The organism is Faecalitalea cylindroides ATCC 27803 (assembly GCF_000469305.1).
GTDB lineage: Bacteria > Bacillota_I > Bacilli_A > Erysipelotrichales > Erysipelotrichaceae > Faecalitalea > Faecalitalea cylindroides.
The window spans coordinates 1-18,350 of record NZ_KI271029.1 but is presented as its reverse complement, the minus strand read 5'-3'; the positions used below and the strand labels follow the sequence as shown (position 1 = coordinate 18,350).

The following is an 18,350-nucleotide window of genomic DNA, read 5'->3' as shown; positions in this document are numbered from 1 at the left end:
TACAAAAGTATAAAAAGACTGCAACGCAGTCTTTTCTTTATGGTATCATCGTTAGCTGTACTTTATGTTTTTCCTCATCAATCTTATATACCCAAACATCAATAATATCACCGACAGAAACCATTTCACTTGGATGTCCTATTTTATGATCTGCCATCTGTGAAATATGAATCAGTCCATCTTCATGTAACCCAATATCGACAAACACCCCGAAATCTACTACATTGCGTACCGTTCCCTGTAATTTATCATGAATATGAAGATCTTCTAATTCCAAGATATCACTTCTTAAAATCGGACCATCATTTTTATCACGATAATCTCGCAAAGGTTGTTTGATTGAATCTAAGATATCATTCAGAGTATATGAATCACATTCCATTTGTTTTAACAATTCCTCTTTATTACAAGAATCCACAGCTTTTTGAGCAATCTGGGTTCCCATTGCATGTTCATCCAGACCAAGAATATCTAAAACAATCTTAGCATACTTATAAGATTCTGGGTGAATACTTGTTCGATCCAGCATTTCCTTGCCATCTTCAATTCGTAAGAAGCCGGCAGACTGTTCAAATGATTTTGTCCCAATTTTAGGAATCTTTTTAATTTCCTGACGAGATAGTATCTTTCCATTTTCCTGTCGATAGGTAACGATGCTGTTGGCCATGGCACTTGTCAAACCGGCAACATGCTTTAAAAGCGTTGGACTTGCAGTGTTGATATTAACTCCTACCAGGTTTACAGCTTTTTCTACTGCAAAATCCAATCTCTCTTTTAAGCGTGCAGCAGGAAGATCATGTTGATATTGTCCAACACCAATGGATTGTGGATCAATCTTGATCAACTCAGATAATGGATCCATTAATCGTCTTGCTATGGAAATAGCACTTCTTTGTTCGACATGCAGATTTGGAAATTCTTCAATCGCTAACTTACTGGCACTATATACACTTGCTCCTGCTTCAGATACGATTGTATACTGCACATTTAATCCATATTCTGAAATGACATTACTGACAAAGGTTTCACTTTCTCTGCTTGCTGTACCATTGCCAATCGCAATGATTGATACATCATAATCTTTGATCAACTTTACAAGTTTTGTTTTTGCTTCCTTGATCTTTGCATTTGGCTGGTGTGGATAGATCACATCTACACACAACATTTTTCCTGACTCATCGATAACGGCAAGTTTACAGCCTGTTCGAAAAGCTGGATCGAAACCTAAAATGCGTTTATTTTTGATTGGTGCCTGCAACAACAATTTTTCAAGGTTCATCGAAAAAACATCTATGCTGCTTTCATGTGCTTTAGCACTTAATTCAGATCGTACCATTCTTTCAATCGATGGATATGCAAGGCGTTTTAATCCATCAACTATGGCTTCATTTACATAAACAGCACATGGACTATTTGGATAACGAACATATCGACGTTTGACAAAATTTTCGATATATTCTTCATTAAATTCAATCTGCACATTGATTACTTTTTCTTTTTCAGCACGATCTATCGCCATGATCCTGTGACTGGCTAGATGAGATACCTTTTCAACACGATCATAATACATACGATATACCTTAGCTTGATCGTCATGCCCTTTCTTTTCTTTTGTTACGATTCTTCCATAATTCATCATGGAATCATAGATCTTATTTCGAATATCATGATCATCACTGACCATTTCCGCAATGATATCTTTAGCTTGCTGCAAAGCTTCCTGAATATTTGTCACCTTATCATTCAAATAAGTCTCCACATCTTTCTCTTCAAAATGTCTAGGTGATTTCAATAATAAATCTGCCAATGGCTTCATTCCATTTGCGATAGCAACACTGGCACGCGTTTTCTTTTTTTGTTTATAAGGACGATAAATATCTTCTACCTGGGACAATTTTGTACACTCTAACACTTGTTTTTTGATCGTATCTGTCAATTTACCTAAAGTTTCGATACGATTGATTACTTCTTCCTTGCGTTTTTGTAAATTGACTTGATAATTATATTCTTCCTGGATGACACGAATTTGTTCTTCATCCAATCCTTTGGTCATTTCCTTACGATATCGCGCAATAAAAGGAACCGTACTTCCTTCTTCTAAAAGTTTCAAAGTATTTGAAACTTGATCCACCCCTATATTTAATTCATTAGCGATGCGTTTGATAATTTCTTTATCCATTCATGATCTCCTTGTCTAAGCTAGATTAGTATAGCATGCACAATCTGTAGACACAAAAAAAGAATTGATAGAAAACCAATTCTTTTTTAATACGCAATAATTTCGACACCTTTATCCGTAACCAAGATCGTATGTTCAAATTGAGCACTTAACTTACCATCTCTTGTATAAGCTGTCCAGCCATTATTTTTGTCGATATATAATTCACTTGTTCCCTGATTGATCATTGGTTCGATCGTAAATACCATTCCTGGGGCAATGACCATACCTGTATTTTTGATTCCAACATGATGTACATATGGATCTTCATGGAAAGCATTTCCAACTCCATGACCACAGAAATCTCTAACAACACTATATCCATTAGCATGGGCAACTTCTTGAATAGCTGCTCCAATATCGCCAAAATGACCCCAAGGCCGAACCGCTTCAATACCAACTCTTAAACATTCTTTAGTGACTTCAACTAATTTTTTAGCCTCATCGCTTACCTGCCCAATACAGAAAGTTCTTGATGCATCTGCATAATGTTGATGTACGATTGTTGTGCAATCCACATTAATGATATCGCCTTCTTTTAGAATGATATTTTTATTTGGGATCCCATGACATACTTCACTATTGATTGAAGTACATACACTTTTAGGAAATCCCTCATACCCTAAACAAGCTGGAATAGCTCCATGACTTACAGTATAATCATAAACCATTTTATCAATATCTTCTGTACTCATTCCTGCATGAATCTCTTTTTCAACCAAATCTAGAATTTCATTGTTGATCTTGGCGGCTTTTTTGATCCATTTAATATCATCAGGACTTTTGATCAAATTATGACTTGGAACCTGTTGTCCCTGTAGTTTCAAGACATTGATCGTGTTATCCCATTCTTCATGACAATGTTTATACTTTTTACCAGAACCACACCAGCATGGCATATTCTTACTGATCATTCTTATCACTTCTTTCTACTTGTCCATTATACACTTTTCCAACCACAAAAATAAACTATTTAATCCAGTCTAAAATAAACAGTTACCAACATCGTTATAAAGCAAATCGAACCTCCAATAAAATTCGAAATAGGCTCCGCCATAAATACCCCCATCGTACCAAAACCTAAATATGGTAGAAAAAAAGTCAGCGGAACAACAATAACCACTTTTCTTAATAATGAAAAGAAAATGGCTTGTTTCTTCTTATTCAATGATTTAAAAACGGTCTGTCCGCAGTATTGAAAGGCTTGAAACACAAAGGCAAAGAAATACATATGTATGGCAGGAATCGCAATCTGTAAAAGCTTGGAATCATCATTAAATATATGAATAAAAAAACTTGGAAATAAAAAGACAAATAACCACGCCACCAAAGTATAAAGTACACCGGCACATGTAATGATGCGTATCGCCTTCTTTACCCCTTTATAATTCTTTGCCCCATAATTATAGCTTAATATTGGACTGGATCCATCTCCAATCGCAAGAACAGGAACCTCCAAAATCTGACGCACTGAATTAATAACCGTCATACAGGAAACATAAAGATCTGAACCAAACTGCGATAGCATGCTGTTACAAGCAATTTGAACTAAGCTGTTTGTACACTGCATCACAAAACTTGAAGACCCCAGGCTTAATACATCGCCAACTTCATCAAAACGAAATTCCACATCCTTTAGGCGCTGCAATTTTAATTCCGGTTTCTTTCCTGTCAAAAATAAAAGTACAAAAACCGCAGATATGATTTGAGAAACAACCGTAGCAATAGCTGCTCCTTTTACTCCAAGATTTAAGCCAAATATAAATACTGGATCTAATATAATATTAGTAACTGCTCCAATAAATATTGTCATCATTCCCGTACTGGCAAATCCCTGCGCATTAATAAAAGGATTCATACCTAAGGCAATCATTGAGAAAACCGTACCAAGAAAATAAATGCGCATATACGGTAATGCATATTGGATCGTTATATCACTGGCTCCAAATAAATATAATAAAGGTTCACTCAACACCAATCCAATCATCGTTAATATTACAGCGGTAATCACAAGCATATAAAAAGAAATATTCATGATTCGTCCTGCTTTTTCTAAATTCCTCTTCCCTCTTTCAATCGAGCAAAGAGGAGCTCCTCCGGCTCCAAATAAATTTGTAAAAGCTGTAATCAAAGAAATCACCGGGAAACACAAACCCACTCCTCCTAATGCAACAACACCGATATCTTCAATCTTTCCAATATAAATACGATCTACGATGTTATACATCAAATTCAAAAGTTGAGCCACCAACATTGGTGTAGCTGACATGATGATATTCTCTAAAATCTTTCCACTTGAAAAATCTATTTGTCTAGTCTTCATAAATCGAATTATACACCAACAAAAAGAAAACAGCACCATTTTATTTGTGCTGTTAAAGTTCGATTGTCAGCATACGATCTTTTTCTGCCATATCTTTATGCACAGTAATCGTTGCATCTTTAAAATACTCTTTTGCAAGATCAGTTAATGCCTCACCTTGTTGATATCCCATTTCAAACGCTAAAAATGCTTTTTCATTTAAAACAAGATGTGCTTTTTCAAAGACATCGCGATAAAACTTCAGTCCGTCTTCTCCACCAAATAAGGCAACATGTGGTTCATAATCCACAACACTATGCTCCATCTTTTCTTCACTTGGTATATAAGGCGGATTGCAGACCAAGATATCACAATGTAGATCCCGGTCAACAAATGGATCTAACATGCTACCACAAATAAAGCTTACATTAGCATGAAGTGCATCATTATTCTCTTTGGCTACTTTTAGTGCTTCCATCGAGATATCTGAAGCAATTACATCCATTTTTCTTTCTTCTAGATTTAAAGTGATTCCAATTGCCCCTGAGCCAGTTGCTACATCAAATACGCTCACATGTTCTCGATCAGAAAATTTATCATCAAACATACTTAGGACAAGACCAACTAATTCTTCTGTTTCCGGTCGAGGAATCAACACATCCTCATTAACTTTAAAATTATAGCCATAGAAACATTCATATCCTAAAACATAGCTTAATGGTTTACCCAGCTCCATCTGATGAATACCTTCAAGATAATCCGTGGCAATAACTTCGTCGGCTTCCTCTTCCATAGAAATATAAAGATTTATACCTTTATTTTCACAAAGCTCATTCATCAATAACAAAGCTGCCTGTTCGCCCTGATTGGCCTTATATAAACGCTCTTTTCCTTCTTTTACATATTCTCTGTATTTCACAGTTGTTCTCCTGCAAGTTTAGCCTGCTGATCAGCCAATTGTAACGCGTTCATCAAATCTTCCAAGCGCCCATCAATGATACGATCCAACTGATTAACACTATACCCAATTCTATGATCAGTTACACGGTTTTGTGGGTAGTTATATGTACGAATCTTTTCAGCACGATCTCCTGTACCAATTTTAGTACGTCTTTCAGCTCCTGCTTTTTCATCCAATTCACGTTGATGTTCCTCTTTTACACGAGCTGCAATTGTAGCTAGCGCTGTCGCTCTATTTTCATGTTGAGAGCGTCCGTCCTGACATTTAACCACGATCCCTGTTGGTTTATGCACGATACGAACTGCAGAATCGGTCTTATTAACATGCTGTCCTCCAGCGCCTGAAGCACGCATTGTTTCAATTTCAAGATCATTCATATCGATATCAAAATCTTCCTCATCCAATTCTGGATAACATAATACAGTTGCTGTTGAAGTCTGAATACGTCCCTGACTTTCCGTCTTAGGAACACGCTGAACTCTATGAGAACCAGATTCAAATTTTAAAGTACCATACGCATTTTGCCCCGTTACCTTGAATGTGATCAATGAGAAACCACCAGCTTCGCTATCTTCTGAATCAGTAACTTCCACTTTCCATCCTTTGCTTTCGGCATATTTCGCATACATTCTAAACAAGTCACCCGCAAAGATATTGGCTTCATCACCTCCAGCTGCACCACGAATTTCCATAAATGCATTATGCGAATCATTTGGATCTTTTGGTACCAGCAATAGTTCAAGTCTATCTAGATACTCTTTGATGGCAGGTTCTAATCTTTCGATTTCTGCATTCGCAAGTTCTCTTAATTCCTTATCATCTTCTTTTTGAAGTGTTTTTGCTTCTTCAAATTCTTCTTTTGCCTGTTTATATTCTGCATATGTTTCAACGATTGGTGTCAGTTCATTCTGTTCACGTCCTAATTTTGCCATTTGTTTTCGATCTGACACAACACTGCTGGACATCATCAGTTCATTGATTTCGTTATATCTTTCAACAAGAGAATCCAGTCTATCTTCCATTTTTGACATATAATCACCCTTTCGCTAGTCTAATATACCATGAAAATGAAATAAATGACACCTCATTCTTGTTATGTTAGAATAATCATATGAAAAAAAGAAGGAAGCAAACCCAAAGAAAATTAAAAAGATCGATAATAGTCTTTTTGAGCGCTCTTTTGGCGCTTTTTATCATCGGCTTTATCGGTCTTAAAATCACAGAAAACGGAACATATACAGTATACGATATAAAAACTCAGGAACAATATGGGACCTACAATCATTTTATATTCGCTAAGTGGAAAATGCACTCACTTGAAGAAAATGAGAATATCGTCATTTCCAATCAAAACGGAAAAATTGTTGCCCTGCATAATGCCATCGTTAATTTTAACACAAAAGAAGTCACCGAAAACACATCTTATGTCGTTGATGGAACAAACGAAGATGGATATTTAAATGGCAGTTATGGAACTGATGGATTATATATTGAAACTAGTAACGATGGATCTAAAGTCCTCTTTATGATGAGTGGAGTTAAAGCCTGGGTTTCTATTGAAGATATTCAATTATTTTATTATGATGATTATCTTCAATCCTACTATTATGTAAATAACGGATCTTTGATTCATGCGATATTAATTGATGCCGACAGTGCACAATATCAAACATTGGCTATTGGAGAGGCTCCTGATTTTTTAAAAGAGAATACAACGTATTTCTCTTATGATGGAAACTGGTTTTATACCGATATGGATCAACTATCCAGCGATGTGCTCAATGATGTACACGATAACGCCATAAATTCTGAAGCTTATTTTAATTTTTATCAATATGTTCCACATCGCTCTTTAACGAATTTAGACGATTCAGACTATAACGAATATCTTAGCAGTGTTGGAATCAGTGCCACAGCCAATGCCTATCCATGTGCAGATACAGAAAGTGTTCTCTATGAGAATGGATCTATTTTTACCGAGGTGCAAGATCAAACCTATATCAATGCAACCATGATGTTTGCGGTTACCTTAAATGAAAGTGGTTATGGTCAAAGTCAGTATGCGATTGAAAATCACAACTTGTTCGGTCATGCTGCATATGATTCAAATCCAGATAACGCCAACAGCTATGACTCTTTAGAAGACTGTGTATATCAACATGCCTATAATTTTCTTCAACAAGGATACGCAAATCCTGAAGATGAAAGATATCATGGATCCTGGTTTGGTAATAAAGCCAGTGGTATCAACGTTCAATACGCTTCTGATCCTTACTGGGGTGAAAAGGCGGCAAGTTTCTACTATAGCTTAGATAATGGCAAAGATCTAAATGAGATTCAAATCATCACACAAAAACTTAAAAACGACCTAAATGTATATGATGAAGTAGATGGTTCTGTCCTATATTCTTATGAAAAGGGTGATATCATCAGCTTTGTATACACCGACTCAGATAATGGATGGTATCAAATCATGAGTGAAGCCCCTGTTAAAGATGGTAAAATCGATATTAACAGCACTTATACAAAAGATAGCGTTGGCTACATTCAAGCCTCCGATTTAAATCAATAATTTATCTATATATAAGACCAGGTTCAATCCTGGCCTTTTCATTTAGCTTTGTATCAATTCCTTGGCTTAATACCCTTTTGTTAATGTTCGCAAAGCTCAAAATAAACTCTTCGCTTAAGCCTTTTTCCAACATTTCCTTAACCATTTTTAATAAAGTCTCTTTTTCCTATTTATCCAGTGACTCACAAATATTTATCATTCCCTCTGTTTCTTTGACTACAATATCAAACAATCTTTCACTCCTGACCATTGATGCAACTACCATCGCTGCTTCTTTGCCTTTTTGAATCATTAATCTTGTGGTTTCAAAAACCAGATTTACTTCATCATTATCATAATTTGTTGAATCTTTACATAGTTCAACTTGTCGCATTGAATAATTATTAACGTGCTCATTTGTGTTGATAAACAAATCATACAAATCTTTATTACCTTTCCAAAAATGTTCTTCATAATAGACCACGATTATTATACATGGGATAATCTTTTCGCCTAGCTGTATCTTTGATAAGAAAGCTTCATTACGTAAATCTTTTTCTTTATCATGTTTTTTTCGCAAGTGCGTCCATCTGTTTTTGATACCAAAGAAAATCATATCTTAACACTCTAAACGGTATAGAATAATCTTCGTTCAATTGATTTTATATGCCTAAATAATACGTCCCATATGCACTATCCCAACGCATCACCACATCTCTTTCTATGTTTTAGATTGGATAACCAGATCTTCTTTCTTTATTAACCTGCTTCCGCCAAAAAGATTCGCATTCATAAAACTCACAAAATGCTCTGGATCGCTCCAAAATTCATTGATCACATGATCAAACTTTTTTAAGTTCTGCATTCATGACCAATCCCACCTTCTAAATACCATTGTAGAATCATTTTGTCATTGAACCTGTTATTTATCATTCTTTAATACCTCCTGTTTTTTCAATACAATTCAATTGAAAAAACGACAAAAAAAGATGATCATAATCATTAGATCATGACCATCAATATTTCTTTTACTTAACTTCTGTCTTGTAATACGCAACAAGGCTTTCCAACAATGCGATTGCTTGATCAACCTGTTCTTCTGTCATTTCACGTACATTCGAGTAATTTTTCATCAAGATTGTTTTAGAAACATTATACTTTTCTGCTAGATAATTTATCCAATCTTCACTCTCTTCCACCTGACGTTTTGAAATAACACCTTCAGAAATAATGACACCTGTTACTTCATTGATTCTTACTGGAACAGACCATTTAACTAAGCCAGCATGACAAGAATATGTCTGAACTTTTTTTGACTCCAAAGCCATAGTGTAGTTTTCTACTGTACATTCATCACACTGCTTTAAGGCAGATGCACTTGTTTTTAAACACTTACAGAAAAAATTTCTTTCTTTTGCACTATCTGTAATATCATTTTTGCTTTGGATAAAGTAACTATGTAAACCTGTAATATCATAGTATGCTTCGATCACTTTATCAATTGCCTGTAATTCTTTCATTCACATTCACCCCAATATTCTTTCTGATATAATTAAAGCACTTTTAAGCGTTACTTTCAATGCGAATGTAAGCCTTTACAATTATTTTCTTTGAAATTATCTTTATTCATATTATTTATCTAATGTCTTGATAAATCAAAAAAAAGAACTTACCGAAATCACGATAAGTTCTTTTACTTTATTTAGTGTTTGAAATGACGGATTCCTGTGAATACCATTGCGATACCATGTTCGTTACATTCATCAATAGATAGCTGATCTTTAATAGAACCACCTGGTTGAATGATTGCTGTAACACCTGCTTTGATTGCTTCTTGAACTGTATCTGGCATTGGGAAGAAAGCATCACTTGCCATAACAGAACCTTTAGCTTTTTCCTGTGCCTGCTCAATCGCAATTTTAGCTGCTCCGACACGATTCATCTGTCCAGCACCGACGCCAATTGTCATATTGTCTTTTACAAGAACGATGGCATTGGATTTAACGTGCTTAACAACTTTCCATCCAAATAAAAGCTGTTCAATTTCTTCTTTTGTAGGTTTGCGGTTTGTAACACAACGTAAATCTTCTTCTCGAACTACATGTGTATCCATTTCCTGAACCAACAATCCATCATTAACGTTTGTATATTTCAAAGCAGTAGATGTAGATAATGTAGTATCCAGTTTCATCAAACGAATATTCTTCTTACGTGTTAAGATTTCTAATGCTTCTTCACTAAAATCAGGAGCAATGATGATTTCTAAGAAGATCTTAGATAATTTTTCAGCTAATCCTTTTTCAACTTTATCATTTAAAGCAACGATTCCACCAAAGATAGAAACTGGATCTGCTTCATATGCCTTATCCCAGGCAGCTTCAATATTTTCACCAATACCCACTCCACATGGATTCATATGTTTCAAACCAACTGCAGCATACTGACCTTCAAAATCTTTCAAAACTTCGATAGCTGCATTACCATCCTGAATATTATTGTAAGAAAGTTCTTTTCCATGAAGCTGTGTTGCGTTTGCCAAAGAATACTTAGGATTCATACCTTTATAGAAAGCAGCTTTTTGATGAGGGTTTTCCCCATAACGAAGATCCTGTACTTTATCAAATGTAATTGTTAAACTTTCAGGGAATTCTTCATGAGTGCGTTTTGTCAAATAATCGGCAATCATCGCATCATATCGAGCTGTATGACGGAATACTTTTGCGGCAAGATGTTCACGTGTTTCTAATGTCGTTTCACCATTTTCTTTGATTTCATTCAATACTTTTTCATAATCTTTTGGATCACAAAGAACTGGAATGCTCTGATAATTCTTAGAAGCACTGCGCAACATACTTGGTCCACCAATATCAATGTTTTCGATAATCTCTTCATGGCTTACGCCTTCTTTTTGTACAGTTTCTTTAAATGGATAAAGGTTTACACACACTAGATCAATATATTCAATACCTAGTTCTTTTAACTGTCTTACATGATCCGGATTATCTCTAACACACAAAAGAGCTCCATGCACTTTTGGATGAAGCGTCTTTACACGACCATCCATAATTTCTGGAAAACCTGTTACTTCACTAATTCCAATTGTTTTGATACCTGCATTTTCCAAAGCTTTTTTAGTTCCACCTGTAGAAATGATTTCATAACCACAGTCAACTAACCCTTGAACAAACTCCACTAGACCTGTTTTATCTGAAACACTGACCAATGCTCTTTTCATAAAATATGCACTCTTCCTTTCTCTATTCTTATTCTATCCTCACAATAATAACGAACTACCATAGGTAAGATCTTATGTTCTATCTCAAGAACTCTTTTTTGAATTGCTTCAGCTGTATCCAAATCGGCAATCGATACCGCTTCCTGATAAATGATTGGTCCACCATCTACTTCTTCACTAACAAAATGTACCGTAGCTCCACTTACTTTTACTCCCTTAGCCAAGGCAGCTTCATGAACGTGAAGTCCATACATACCCGGTCCACAGAAAGAAGGAATCAAAGATGGATGAATATTAATGATCTTATTTGGATATGCTTTGATCAAATCTTCCTGCAAGATCGCTAGATACCCGGCTAAAACGATAAAATCAATCTTTTCATCCTGAAGTTTTTTCAAAAGTTCTTTTTGATCTTTTATACATGCTGTTGGAATACCTGCCTGTTTTGCTCTTTCAAGACCATATGCACTCTTACGATTGCTGATCACAAGAGCTATTTCACAGTTGATATTTCCTTTTTTATGTTCATCAATGATGGATTGAAGATCCGTACCTCCTCCAGAAATCAGTACGGCAAGTCTTAACATAATTCAACTCCTTTTTGACCTTCAACAATATTTCCCACAACATAACAAGTATCTCCAGCTTTCTGAATTGCCTCCATAGCTGTATCCACATCTTCTGGATCTAAGGCAATGACCATACCTAATCCCATATTAAATGTGTTGTACATCATCGTTTCTTCTACATTTCCATTCTTGGCAATCAAATCGAAGATGGCAGGAACTGGATAGCTGTCTTTTTTAATAATAGCTTTTGCGTTTTCTGGAAGCATTCGAGGAACATTTTCATAGAAACCTCCACCTGTAATATGGCTGCATCCCTTAATCGTGACACCTGCTTCTTTTACATTTTTTAAAGCTTTGACATAGATACGTGTTGGTTCGATCAACGCTTCTCCTAATGTCTTTTTAAGCTCATCATAATACGTATTTAAAGATTCTTCTGTCATATCAAATACAGAACGAACCAAACTAAATCCATTTGAATGGACACCGCTAGATGCAATACCAACCAACACATCGCCTTCTTTGATATTTGAACCATCAATGATATCTTTTTTATCTACGACACCTACCGCAAATCCAGCAAGATCGTATTCATCCACTGGCATCAAACCTGGATGCTCAGCTGTTTCTCCACCAATTAGTGCACATTCGCTTTGTTTACATCCTTCGGCAACTCCACTTACGATTGTTGCGATCTTTTCCGGATAGTTTTTACCACATGCGATGTAATCAAGGAAGAATAGTGGTTCTCCTCCAGCACATGCAATGTCATTTACACACATTGCGACTGCATCGATACCGATCGTATCATGTTTATCCAAAACAAAAGCCAATTTTACCTTTGTCCCACATCCATCGGTTCCAGATAACAGAACAGGTTCTTCCATGCCCTTGATCTTTGAAAGATCAAAGGCACCGGCAAACCCACCAAGTCCTCCTAAAACTTCAGGACGCATCGTTTCTTTTACGTGTTTTTTCATCAATTCCACTGATTTATAACCAGCTTCAATATCTACACCCGCTTTTTTATAATCCATGTTTTTCTCCTTTATTTATGTGTGAAATAACGAACACCATTTTCGAAAATATTCTGATCTTTATTTCCGTAAATATTCTGCATCAAACCTTCTTCATATCGTTCGCTATGTCCCATCTTTCCAAAAATCTTTCCGTCTTTAGAGAAGATACCTTCAATAGCAATGCTAGAACCATTGATATTATCTAGCCCATCCATCGTTGGAACACCTTCTTCATTGACATATTGTGTTGCGACCTGACCATTCTTAACAAGTTCTTCTAACACTTCTTTTGATGCGACAAACTTACCTTCTCCATGAGACATCGCAACCGAATGCATTTCTCCTGGTGTCATAGACATGAACCATGGTGAAGCATTCGATGTAACACGAGTACGTGCAATATGACTTACGTGACGGTTAATATTGTTTCTGAACAATGTAGGATTTTCTTCATTTAATCCTGCAATATCACCATAAGGTAACAAGCCTGATTTGATCAAAGCCTGGAATCCATTACAAATACCTAAGATCAAACCATCATTAGCACGCATCGTATCAATGGCTTTTGAAATTTTAGGATTGCGTAGTACATTGGCAATGAATTTACCAGATCCATCTGGTTCATCCCCTGAACTAAATCCACCAACGATCATCAAGATCTGTGCCTTGGCAATTTCATCTGCCAATGTATCAATACTTGTCTTGATGTTCTCTACGGTCAAGTTATTGAATACAATTTGATGCACTTCAGCCCCGGCACGCTCAAATTTTGCCGTTGTATCATATTCACAGTTTTGTCCAGGGAAGATAGGAATCACGACAATTGGTTTTTCTACTTTCACCTTAGAATAAACAGGTTCTTTAACTGTTAGAGGTGTATCTAAAGTTTCTTTTCCTAGATCAACATTCATTGGATAGATATCATCATATCTTTTTTTCCAAGCTTTTAAAGCATCTTCGATCGTAACCACCTCATCATTGATAACGATCTTGTCTTCTTCATTCAAAATTCCTAACAATGTGAAATGAGGATCCATGATACTTTCGGTTGCCTCTACGATCAATGATCCTGTATTGAATCCATAAACATCTTCATCGCTTTGAATCGCAACACCTAATTTATTACCAAATGCCATCTTAGCAATCGCATATCCGATACCACCGAATTTAACGGCGCTTGCCGCAACGATCTTACCTTCCTGCATCTTTTCATGAACGGTTTTAAAATTATCTTTTAACTGTTCATAGTTAGGCACATGATCAGCTAATGCTTCATGTTTGACTAAATAAACATAATTACCGGCTTTTTTGAAAGAAGCACTGACAACGGAATCTGTTTTTTGAGTTGTGATGGCAAATGTGATCAATGTAGGTGGAACATGAATATCTTTATATGTTCCAGACATACTGTCTTTTCCGCCAATACTTGGTGTTTCAAAGGCAATCTGTGCATCGACTAGACCTAATAAAGCCTGCATTGGATTTCCCCATTTTTTAGGATCGTCTCCAACTCTTTCAAAGTATTCCTGATTTGATAAACGACATGTTGAATAATCGGCACCTAAAGCTGTTATTTTAGCTAAAGCTTCAACAACAGAATAGCTCGCTCCTAAATACGGAGAGTATTTTGTTAATTTCGGATCGTATCCATATGTCATGGTTGAGCATGTATTTGTCATCCCGAATACTGGTAATTTTTGAACAGACCCTTCTTCAGGAGTTAACTGGTATTTTCCACCAAATGGCATCAATACTGTACTCTTACCAATCGAAGCATCGAACATTTCTGCTAAACCAATCTGGCAGGCTACATTTGGATCATGTAACACTTCCACAAGATTTGTGTCTTTTTTATCAAATGGTTTTTCATCGTATTCACTTTCACAAACCTCAACAGCCTGATGAGCTCGTACCCCATTTGTATCTAAAAATGCACGCGACATATCGACAATTGTTTCGCCTCTAAATTTCATCACAAGACGATTTGTATCCGTAACAGTAGCCACTTTGATAGCTTCTAAATTTTCTTTATATGCTTCTTCTTTAAATTTCTCAAAGTCTTTTGCCTCAATACAACAAGCCATACGCTCTTGTGATTCACTGATCGCAAGCTCTGTACCATCAAGACCCTGATATTTTACTGGAACGGCATCCAAATCAATATCAAGACCATCAGCCAATTCACCAACAGCTACGCTGACACCACCAGCACCAAAATCATTGGCCTTCTTGATCAATTTTGTGCAGGCAGGGTTTCTAAATAGGCGTTGCAACTTACGTTCGATCAAAGCATTTCCTTTTTGTACTTCGCTTGAACATTTTTCTAGACTTGTTTCATTATGCTCTTTACTTGAACCGGTTGCTCCACCGATTCCATCACGACCTGTTGCTCCACCAATCAAAACGATGATATCACCTGGCTGAGGCTTTTCTCTTTTTACATGAGATTTAGGCGCAGCACCAACAACAGCTCCAACTTCCATTCTCTTGGCAACATACCCTTCATCATAAATTTCTTCGACAAAAGTAGTCGCCAACCCAATCTGGTTACCATAGCTTGAATAACCATGAGCAGCTGTTTTAGAAATTTTTGATTGAGGAAGTTTATGTTCCATGGTTTGTGAAATTGGTTTTGTGATATCCCCGGCTCCGGTAATACGCATTGCCTGATAAACATAACTTCTTCCAGATAGTGGATCTCGAATGGCTCCACCAATACATGTGCTGGCACCGCCAAATGGCTCAATTTCAGTTGGATGGTTATGCGTTTCATTTTTAAACATCAATAACCAGTCTTCATCTTTTCCATCGACATCTACTTTGATTTCTACAGAGCAGGCATTAATTTCATCGCTGACTTCCATATCATCTAACTTACCTTGTTTACGAAGATATTTACCGGCAATCGTTGCCATATCCATCAAAGTCTGTTCTTTTTTTCCACCATGTACTTCATTGCGTAACGCAAGATACTTTTCATAAGATTCTTGAAGCTGTTCTTTTAGCGTATCCAGCTTAAAAGCAACAGAATCCAATACTGTTTCAAATGTGGTATGGCGGCAGTGATCTGACCAATATGTATCCAATACCTTTAGTTCAGTCATCGTACAATCACGTTTTTCCTGTGTTTTAAAATAATCTTGAACAAATTCAATATCCTCTTGTGACATAGCCAATCCTTCTTTTTCACGAAGAGCGGATAATTCTTCTTTACTCATATTAATGAATCCATTCAAGATAGGAACTGGTGCTACTTCTACATCTTGATCATCTTCCAATACACTTAAATCTTTTACTCTAGCTTCTACAGGGTTAACGATATAACCCGTGATTTTTTCTAGATCTTCTTTTGAAACTTGACCATCAAATACCAACAATGTTCCTGAATGAATACGAACTGTCTGTTTATTATTCAATAACATCAAACACTGCATAGCGCTATCAGCTCTTTGATCATATTGCCCTGGTAAATATTCATAGGCAAGATATTTTTTACCCTCAAGGTCGATAGAATCGTATACAACATCTGTTACCACTTCACTGCAGACATTCTTTTTCAAAAGTTGAATATCATTTTCATCTGCGTTAAAGATGTCATAAATATTATATAAAGAGACTTTAAAATCATCAGAAAGTGATAGAGACTGTCTTAATTCAGTGCCTAATGACTCGCTTTCAACTTGGAATTGTTCTTTTTTCTGAACAAAAATACGTGTATCCATTTTTTTCTCCTTTATTCTACAATAGATTGTGCCAAAACATTTTCAGCTTGTTCTTTTTTGAAATCTTCGATTGTTTTTTGAACGGCTTCATCAGCTAATCCAATCATCTGACAAGCTAAGATAGCTGCATTTCTTGCACCAGCTTTTCCAATTGCAACTGTAGCAACTGGAACGCCCTGAGGCATCTGTACCGTTGACAACAATGAATCCATACCGCCTAACGCACTAGTCTGCATTGGAATTCCAATTACAGGAAGTGGTGTCGAACTAGCAATTACACCAGCTAGATGAGCCGCTCCTCCAGCTGCAGCAATAATAACCTTGATTCCACGACTTTTTGCTTCAGAACTTAATTTAATTACTTCATTCGGTGTACGATGCGCACTCAACACGCGTACTTCATAACCAATTTTGAAATCATCCAGTTGTTTCATACAACCTTCCATTGCGGGTAAATCACTTCTTGAACCCATTACTACCAACACTTTAGTTTCCATTTTTATCCTCCCTTTGCATTAAAAAAAGCGCACCTATCAAGGGCACGCTTAAAACAGCCTGTGTTCTTTCAATTTTGTAAATCTTCTTAAGACCATAAGTAAGACCTCCAAAAACAGCAACAGAATTCCTTCTGCACATTTATTCTACATGAATCATTTTAACTTTACAACAGGCATTTTTATTTCTGATTCATAAAATGCAGATCTTAATTCATCAAGAGAAATAACAAGCGTTTTATACCCGGAGTTCATTAAATTTATTTATAAACCATACTAGTATATATGCACATAGACGACCTGGCCCTACATAAGTAGGCCAACAGAAAACGAGCAGCTGTCATTGCTCTTTTTTTTCGACTATATTGTTTTCATGCCCGATACCTTTTAAGAATAATACGGTTATTTATTTAATTCTTTAAGCATCATCAAAATAAGTATTAATCCAAGTATCGTTTCGAGAGTCATAGACGCCCCGACACCAATATAAACGTTCTGCCATGAAAAATTCATGGAATAGAAGTTAGTTTTGCATGCCTAACCCCCCTTCAATTTCTACTATAGCTACCAATTGTGACAAAAGTCTGACGGCAAATACAAAATATCCACTCTGTTAGGAAATGAATTTATGTTATGAATCATCCTTGTTAATTTAAAATATAAACATACAAAGGAGAAACATATGAAAAGATTATTAAGTTGTCAAGCAAGTGAAATTCTTGCGATGAATGGCAAAGAACTAAAACAAGCAATTCTTGCCAGTGAAGGTAGAACAGTATTGACAGAAATGACCGTATTTAATGGATGCCTTTTAGGAAATATCACAAACGCCGAAGTAGCATCTGCTTTTGGATCTGACATGATCTTATTAAATGGATTGGATTGTTTTGATCCTGTGATCCCTGGCTTACCAGAAACCGACGAACCAATTAAATTATTACGAGAACTTTGTGGTAGACCAGTCGGAGCCAATCTAGAGCCAGTAGATGATTCTATCTCTTTAATGTCTGAAAAAATTGAAATCGTCCCAGGAAGAAAGGCAACAACCGAAACATTTAAGGCAGCCGAAGAATTAGGTCTTCAGTTTATTTGTCTTACAGGAAATCCTGGAACTGGAGTTACAAACAAGATGATCGCAAAAGCTATCAAAGAATGTAAAGAAAACTTTAGTGGATTGATCATCGCTGGAAAAATGCATGCAGCTGGTGTAGATGAGCCTGTTGTAGATATTCCAACAATCAAAGAATTTATCGAAGAAGTGATACAAACAATATAGAAG

The 18,350-nt window shown here is 36.2% G+C and carries 15 protein-coding genes; 2 read left to right on the top strand and 13 right to left on the bottom strand.

The window, feature by feature from the left end:
• Window positions 1-37: 37 nt before the first annotated feature.
• The 5 genes from HMPREF0367_RS07285 to prfA form a co-directional block, all read right to left on the bottom strand.
• Window positions 38-2,179 (bottom strand): Tex family protein, encoded by a 2,142-nt coding sequence (locus tag HMPREF0367_RS07285; protein ID WP_035402840.1) that lies wholly within the window; start codon window positions 2,177-2,179, stop codon window positions 38-40.
• A gap of 86 nt (window positions 2,180-2,265) precedes the next feature.
• Window positions 2,266-3,132 carry a type I methionyl aminopeptidase gene (gene map / locus HMPREF0367_RS07280; RefSeq protein WP_015535668.1) on the bottom strand — a complete coding sequence of 289 codons (867 nt, stop codon included), beginning with the start codon at window positions 3,130-3,132 and terminating at the stop codon, window positions 2,266-2,268.
• 59 nt (window positions 3,133-3,191) lie between these two features.
• A complete protein-coding gene (locus HMPREF0367_RS07275) occupies window positions 3,192-4,541 on the bottom strand; it encodes an MATE family efflux transporter (RefSeq protein WP_035402838.1) in 1,350 nt (449 codons plus the stop codon).
• A gap of 52 nt (window positions 4,542-4,593) precedes the next feature.
• Entirely contained in the window at window positions 4,594-5,439 is an 846-nt protein-coding gene (gene prmC, locus HMPREF0367_RS07270) for a peptide chain release factor N(5)-glutamine methyltransferase (protein WP_035402826.1), read from the bottom strand.
• Window positions 5,436-6,512 carry a peptide chain release factor 1 gene (prfA, locus tag HMPREF0367_RS07265; protein WP_022355733.1) on the bottom strand — a complete coding sequence of 359 codons (1,077 nt, stop codon included), beginning with the start codon at window positions 6,510-6,512 and terminating at the stop codon, window positions 5,436-5,438. The genes prmC and prfA overlap by 4 nt, the downstream gene beginning before the upstream one ends.
• Window positions 6,513-6,592: 80 nt before the next feature.
• Here prfA and HMPREF0367_RS07260 point away from each other — a divergent pair, with 80 nt between their 5' ends.
• Window positions 6,593-8,053 (top strand): glucosaminidase domain-containing protein, encoded by a 1,461-nt coding sequence (locus HMPREF0367_RS07260; protein ID WP_081683659.1) that lies wholly within the window; start codon window positions 6,593-6,595, stop codon window positions 8,051-8,053.
• Between the two features lie 166 nt (window positions 8,054-8,219).
• Here the strand turns inward: HMPREF0367_RS07260 and HMPREF0367_RS07255 are convergent, their stop codons facing one another.
• From HMPREF0367_RS07255 to purE, 8 genes are all read right to left on the bottom strand, one after another.
• Window positions 8,220-8,612, bottom strand: coding sequence for a hypothetical protein (locus tag HMPREF0367_RS07255; protein WP_148449384.1), 393 nt, complete (start codon window positions 8,610-8,612; stop codon window positions 8,220-8,222).
• Between the two features lie 141 nt (window positions 8,613-8,753).
• On the bottom strand, window positions 8,754-8,897 hold the full coding sequence (locus HMPREF0367_RS10480; protein WP_022355730.1) for a hypothetical protein: 144 nt from the start codon (window positions 8,895-8,897) through the stop codon (window positions 8,754-8,756).
• A gap of 163 nt (window positions 8,898-9,060) precedes the next feature.
• The gene (locus HMPREF0367_RS07250; RefSeq protein ID WP_035402820.1) at window positions 9,061-9,552 is read right to left on the bottom strand and encodes a PocR ligand-binding domain-containing protein; all 492 of its coding nucleotides are present in this window, start codon (window positions 9,550-9,552) and stop codon (window positions 9,061-9,063) included.
• A 182-nt stretch (window positions 9,553-9,734) separates the two neighbouring features.
• Window positions 9,735-11,267, bottom strand: a complete 1,533-nt coding sequence (gene purH, locus HMPREF0367_RS07245) for a bifunctional phosphoribosylaminoimidazolecarboxamide formyltransferase/IMP cyclohydrolase (protein WP_015535671.1) — start codon at window positions 11,265-11,267, stop codon at window positions 9,735-9,737.
• Entirely contained in the window at window positions 11,264-11,854 is a 591-nt protein-coding gene (gene purN / locus HMPREF0367_RS07240; protein WP_015535672.1) for a phosphoribosylglycinamide formyltransferase, read from the bottom strand. The genes purH and purN overlap by 4 nt, the downstream gene beginning before the upstream one ends.
• The gene (gene purM, locus HMPREF0367_RS07235; RefSeq protein ID WP_022355727.1) at window positions 11,848-12,873 is read right to left on the bottom strand and encodes a phosphoribosylformylglycinamidine cyclo-ligase; all 1,026 of its coding nucleotides are present in this window, start codon (window positions 12,871-12,873) and stop codon (window positions 11,848-11,850) included. The genes purN and purM overlap by 7 nt, the downstream gene beginning before the upstream one ends.
• A gap of 11 nt (window positions 12,874-12,884) precedes the next feature.
• On the bottom strand, window positions 12,885-16,577 hold the full coding sequence (locus HMPREF0367_RS07230; RefSeq protein ID WP_035402818.1) for a phosphoribosylformylglycinamidine synthase: 3,693 nt from the start codon (window positions 16,575-16,577) through the stop codon (window positions 12,885-12,887).
• A gap of 11 nt (window positions 16,578-16,588) precedes the next feature.
• Window positions 16,589-17,074 carry a 5-(carboxyamino)imidazole ribonucleotide mutase gene (purE, locus tag HMPREF0367_RS07225; RefSeq protein WP_035402816.1) on the bottom strand — a complete coding sequence of 162 codons (486 nt, stop codon included), beginning with the start codon at window positions 17,072-17,074 and terminating at the stop codon, window positions 16,589-16,591.
• 679 nt (window positions 17,075-17,753) lie between these two features.
• On the opposite strand from purE, the gene HMPREF0367_RS07220 reads away from it, so the two are divergent.
• The gene (locus tag HMPREF0367_RS07220) at window positions 17,754-18,347 is read left to right on the top strand and encodes a DUF7916 family protein (RefSeq protein ID WP_187365573.1); all 594 of its coding nucleotides are present in this window, start codon (window positions 17,754-17,756) and stop codon (window positions 18,345-18,347) included.
• Window positions 18,348-18,350 lie beyond the last annotated feature (3 nt).

Excerpts from the sequence above, each read along its gene's own strand:
- purH (WP_015535671.1), bottom strand. The coding sequence starts at position 11,267 with ATGAAAAGAGCATTGGTCAGTGTTTCAGATAAAACAGGTCTAGTGGAG.
- HMPREF0367_RS10480 (WP_022355730.1), bottom strand. The coding sequence starts at position 8,897 with ATGCAGAACTTAAAAAAGTTTGATCATGTGATCAATGAATTTTGGAGC.
- purN (WP_015535672.1), bottom strand. The coding sequence starts at position 11,854 with ATGTTAAGACTTGCCGTACTGATTTCTGGAGGAGGTACGGATCTTCAA.
- prfA (WP_022355733.1), bottom strand. The coding sequence starts at position 6,512 with ATGTCAAAAATGGAAGATAGACTGGATTCTCTTGTTGAAAGATATAAC.
- HMPREF0367_RS07260 (WP_081683659.1), top strand. The coding sequence starts at position 6,593 with ATGAAAAAAAGAAGGAAGCAAACCCAAAGAAAATTAAAAAGATCGATA.
- HMPREF0367_RS07230 (WP_035402818.1), bottom strand. The coding sequence starts at position 16,577 with ATGGATACACGTATTTTTGTTCAGAAAAAAGAACAATTCCAAGTTGAA.
- map (WP_015535668.1), bottom strand. The coding sequence starts at position 3,132 with ATGATCAGTAAGAATATGCCATGCTGGTGTGGTTCTGGTAAAAAGTAT.
- purE (WP_035402816.1), bottom strand. The coding sequence starts at position 17,074 with ATGGAAACTAAAGTGTTGGTAGTAATGGGTTCAAGAAGTGATTTACCC.
- HMPREF0367_RS07220 (WP_187365573.1), top strand. The coding sequence starts at position 17,754 with ATGAAAAGATTATTAAGTTGTCAAGCAAGTGAAATTCTTGCGATGAAT.
- HMPREF0367_RS07250 (WP_035402820.1), bottom strand. The coding sequence starts at position 9,552 with ATGAAAGAATTACAGGCAATTGATAAAGTGATCGAAGCATACTATGAT.
- HMPREF0367_RS07285 (WP_035402840.1), bottom strand. The coding sequence starts at position 2,179 with ATGGATAAAGAAATTATCAAACGCATCGCTAATGAATTAAATATAGGG.
- HMPREF0367_RS07275 (WP_035402838.1), bottom strand. The coding sequence starts at position 4,541 with ATGAAGACTAGACAAATAGATTTTTCAAGTGGAAAGATTTTAGAGAAT.
- purM (WP_022355727.1), bottom strand. The coding sequence starts at position 12,873 with ATGGATTATAAAAAAGCGGGTGTAGATATTGAAGCTGGTTATAAATCA.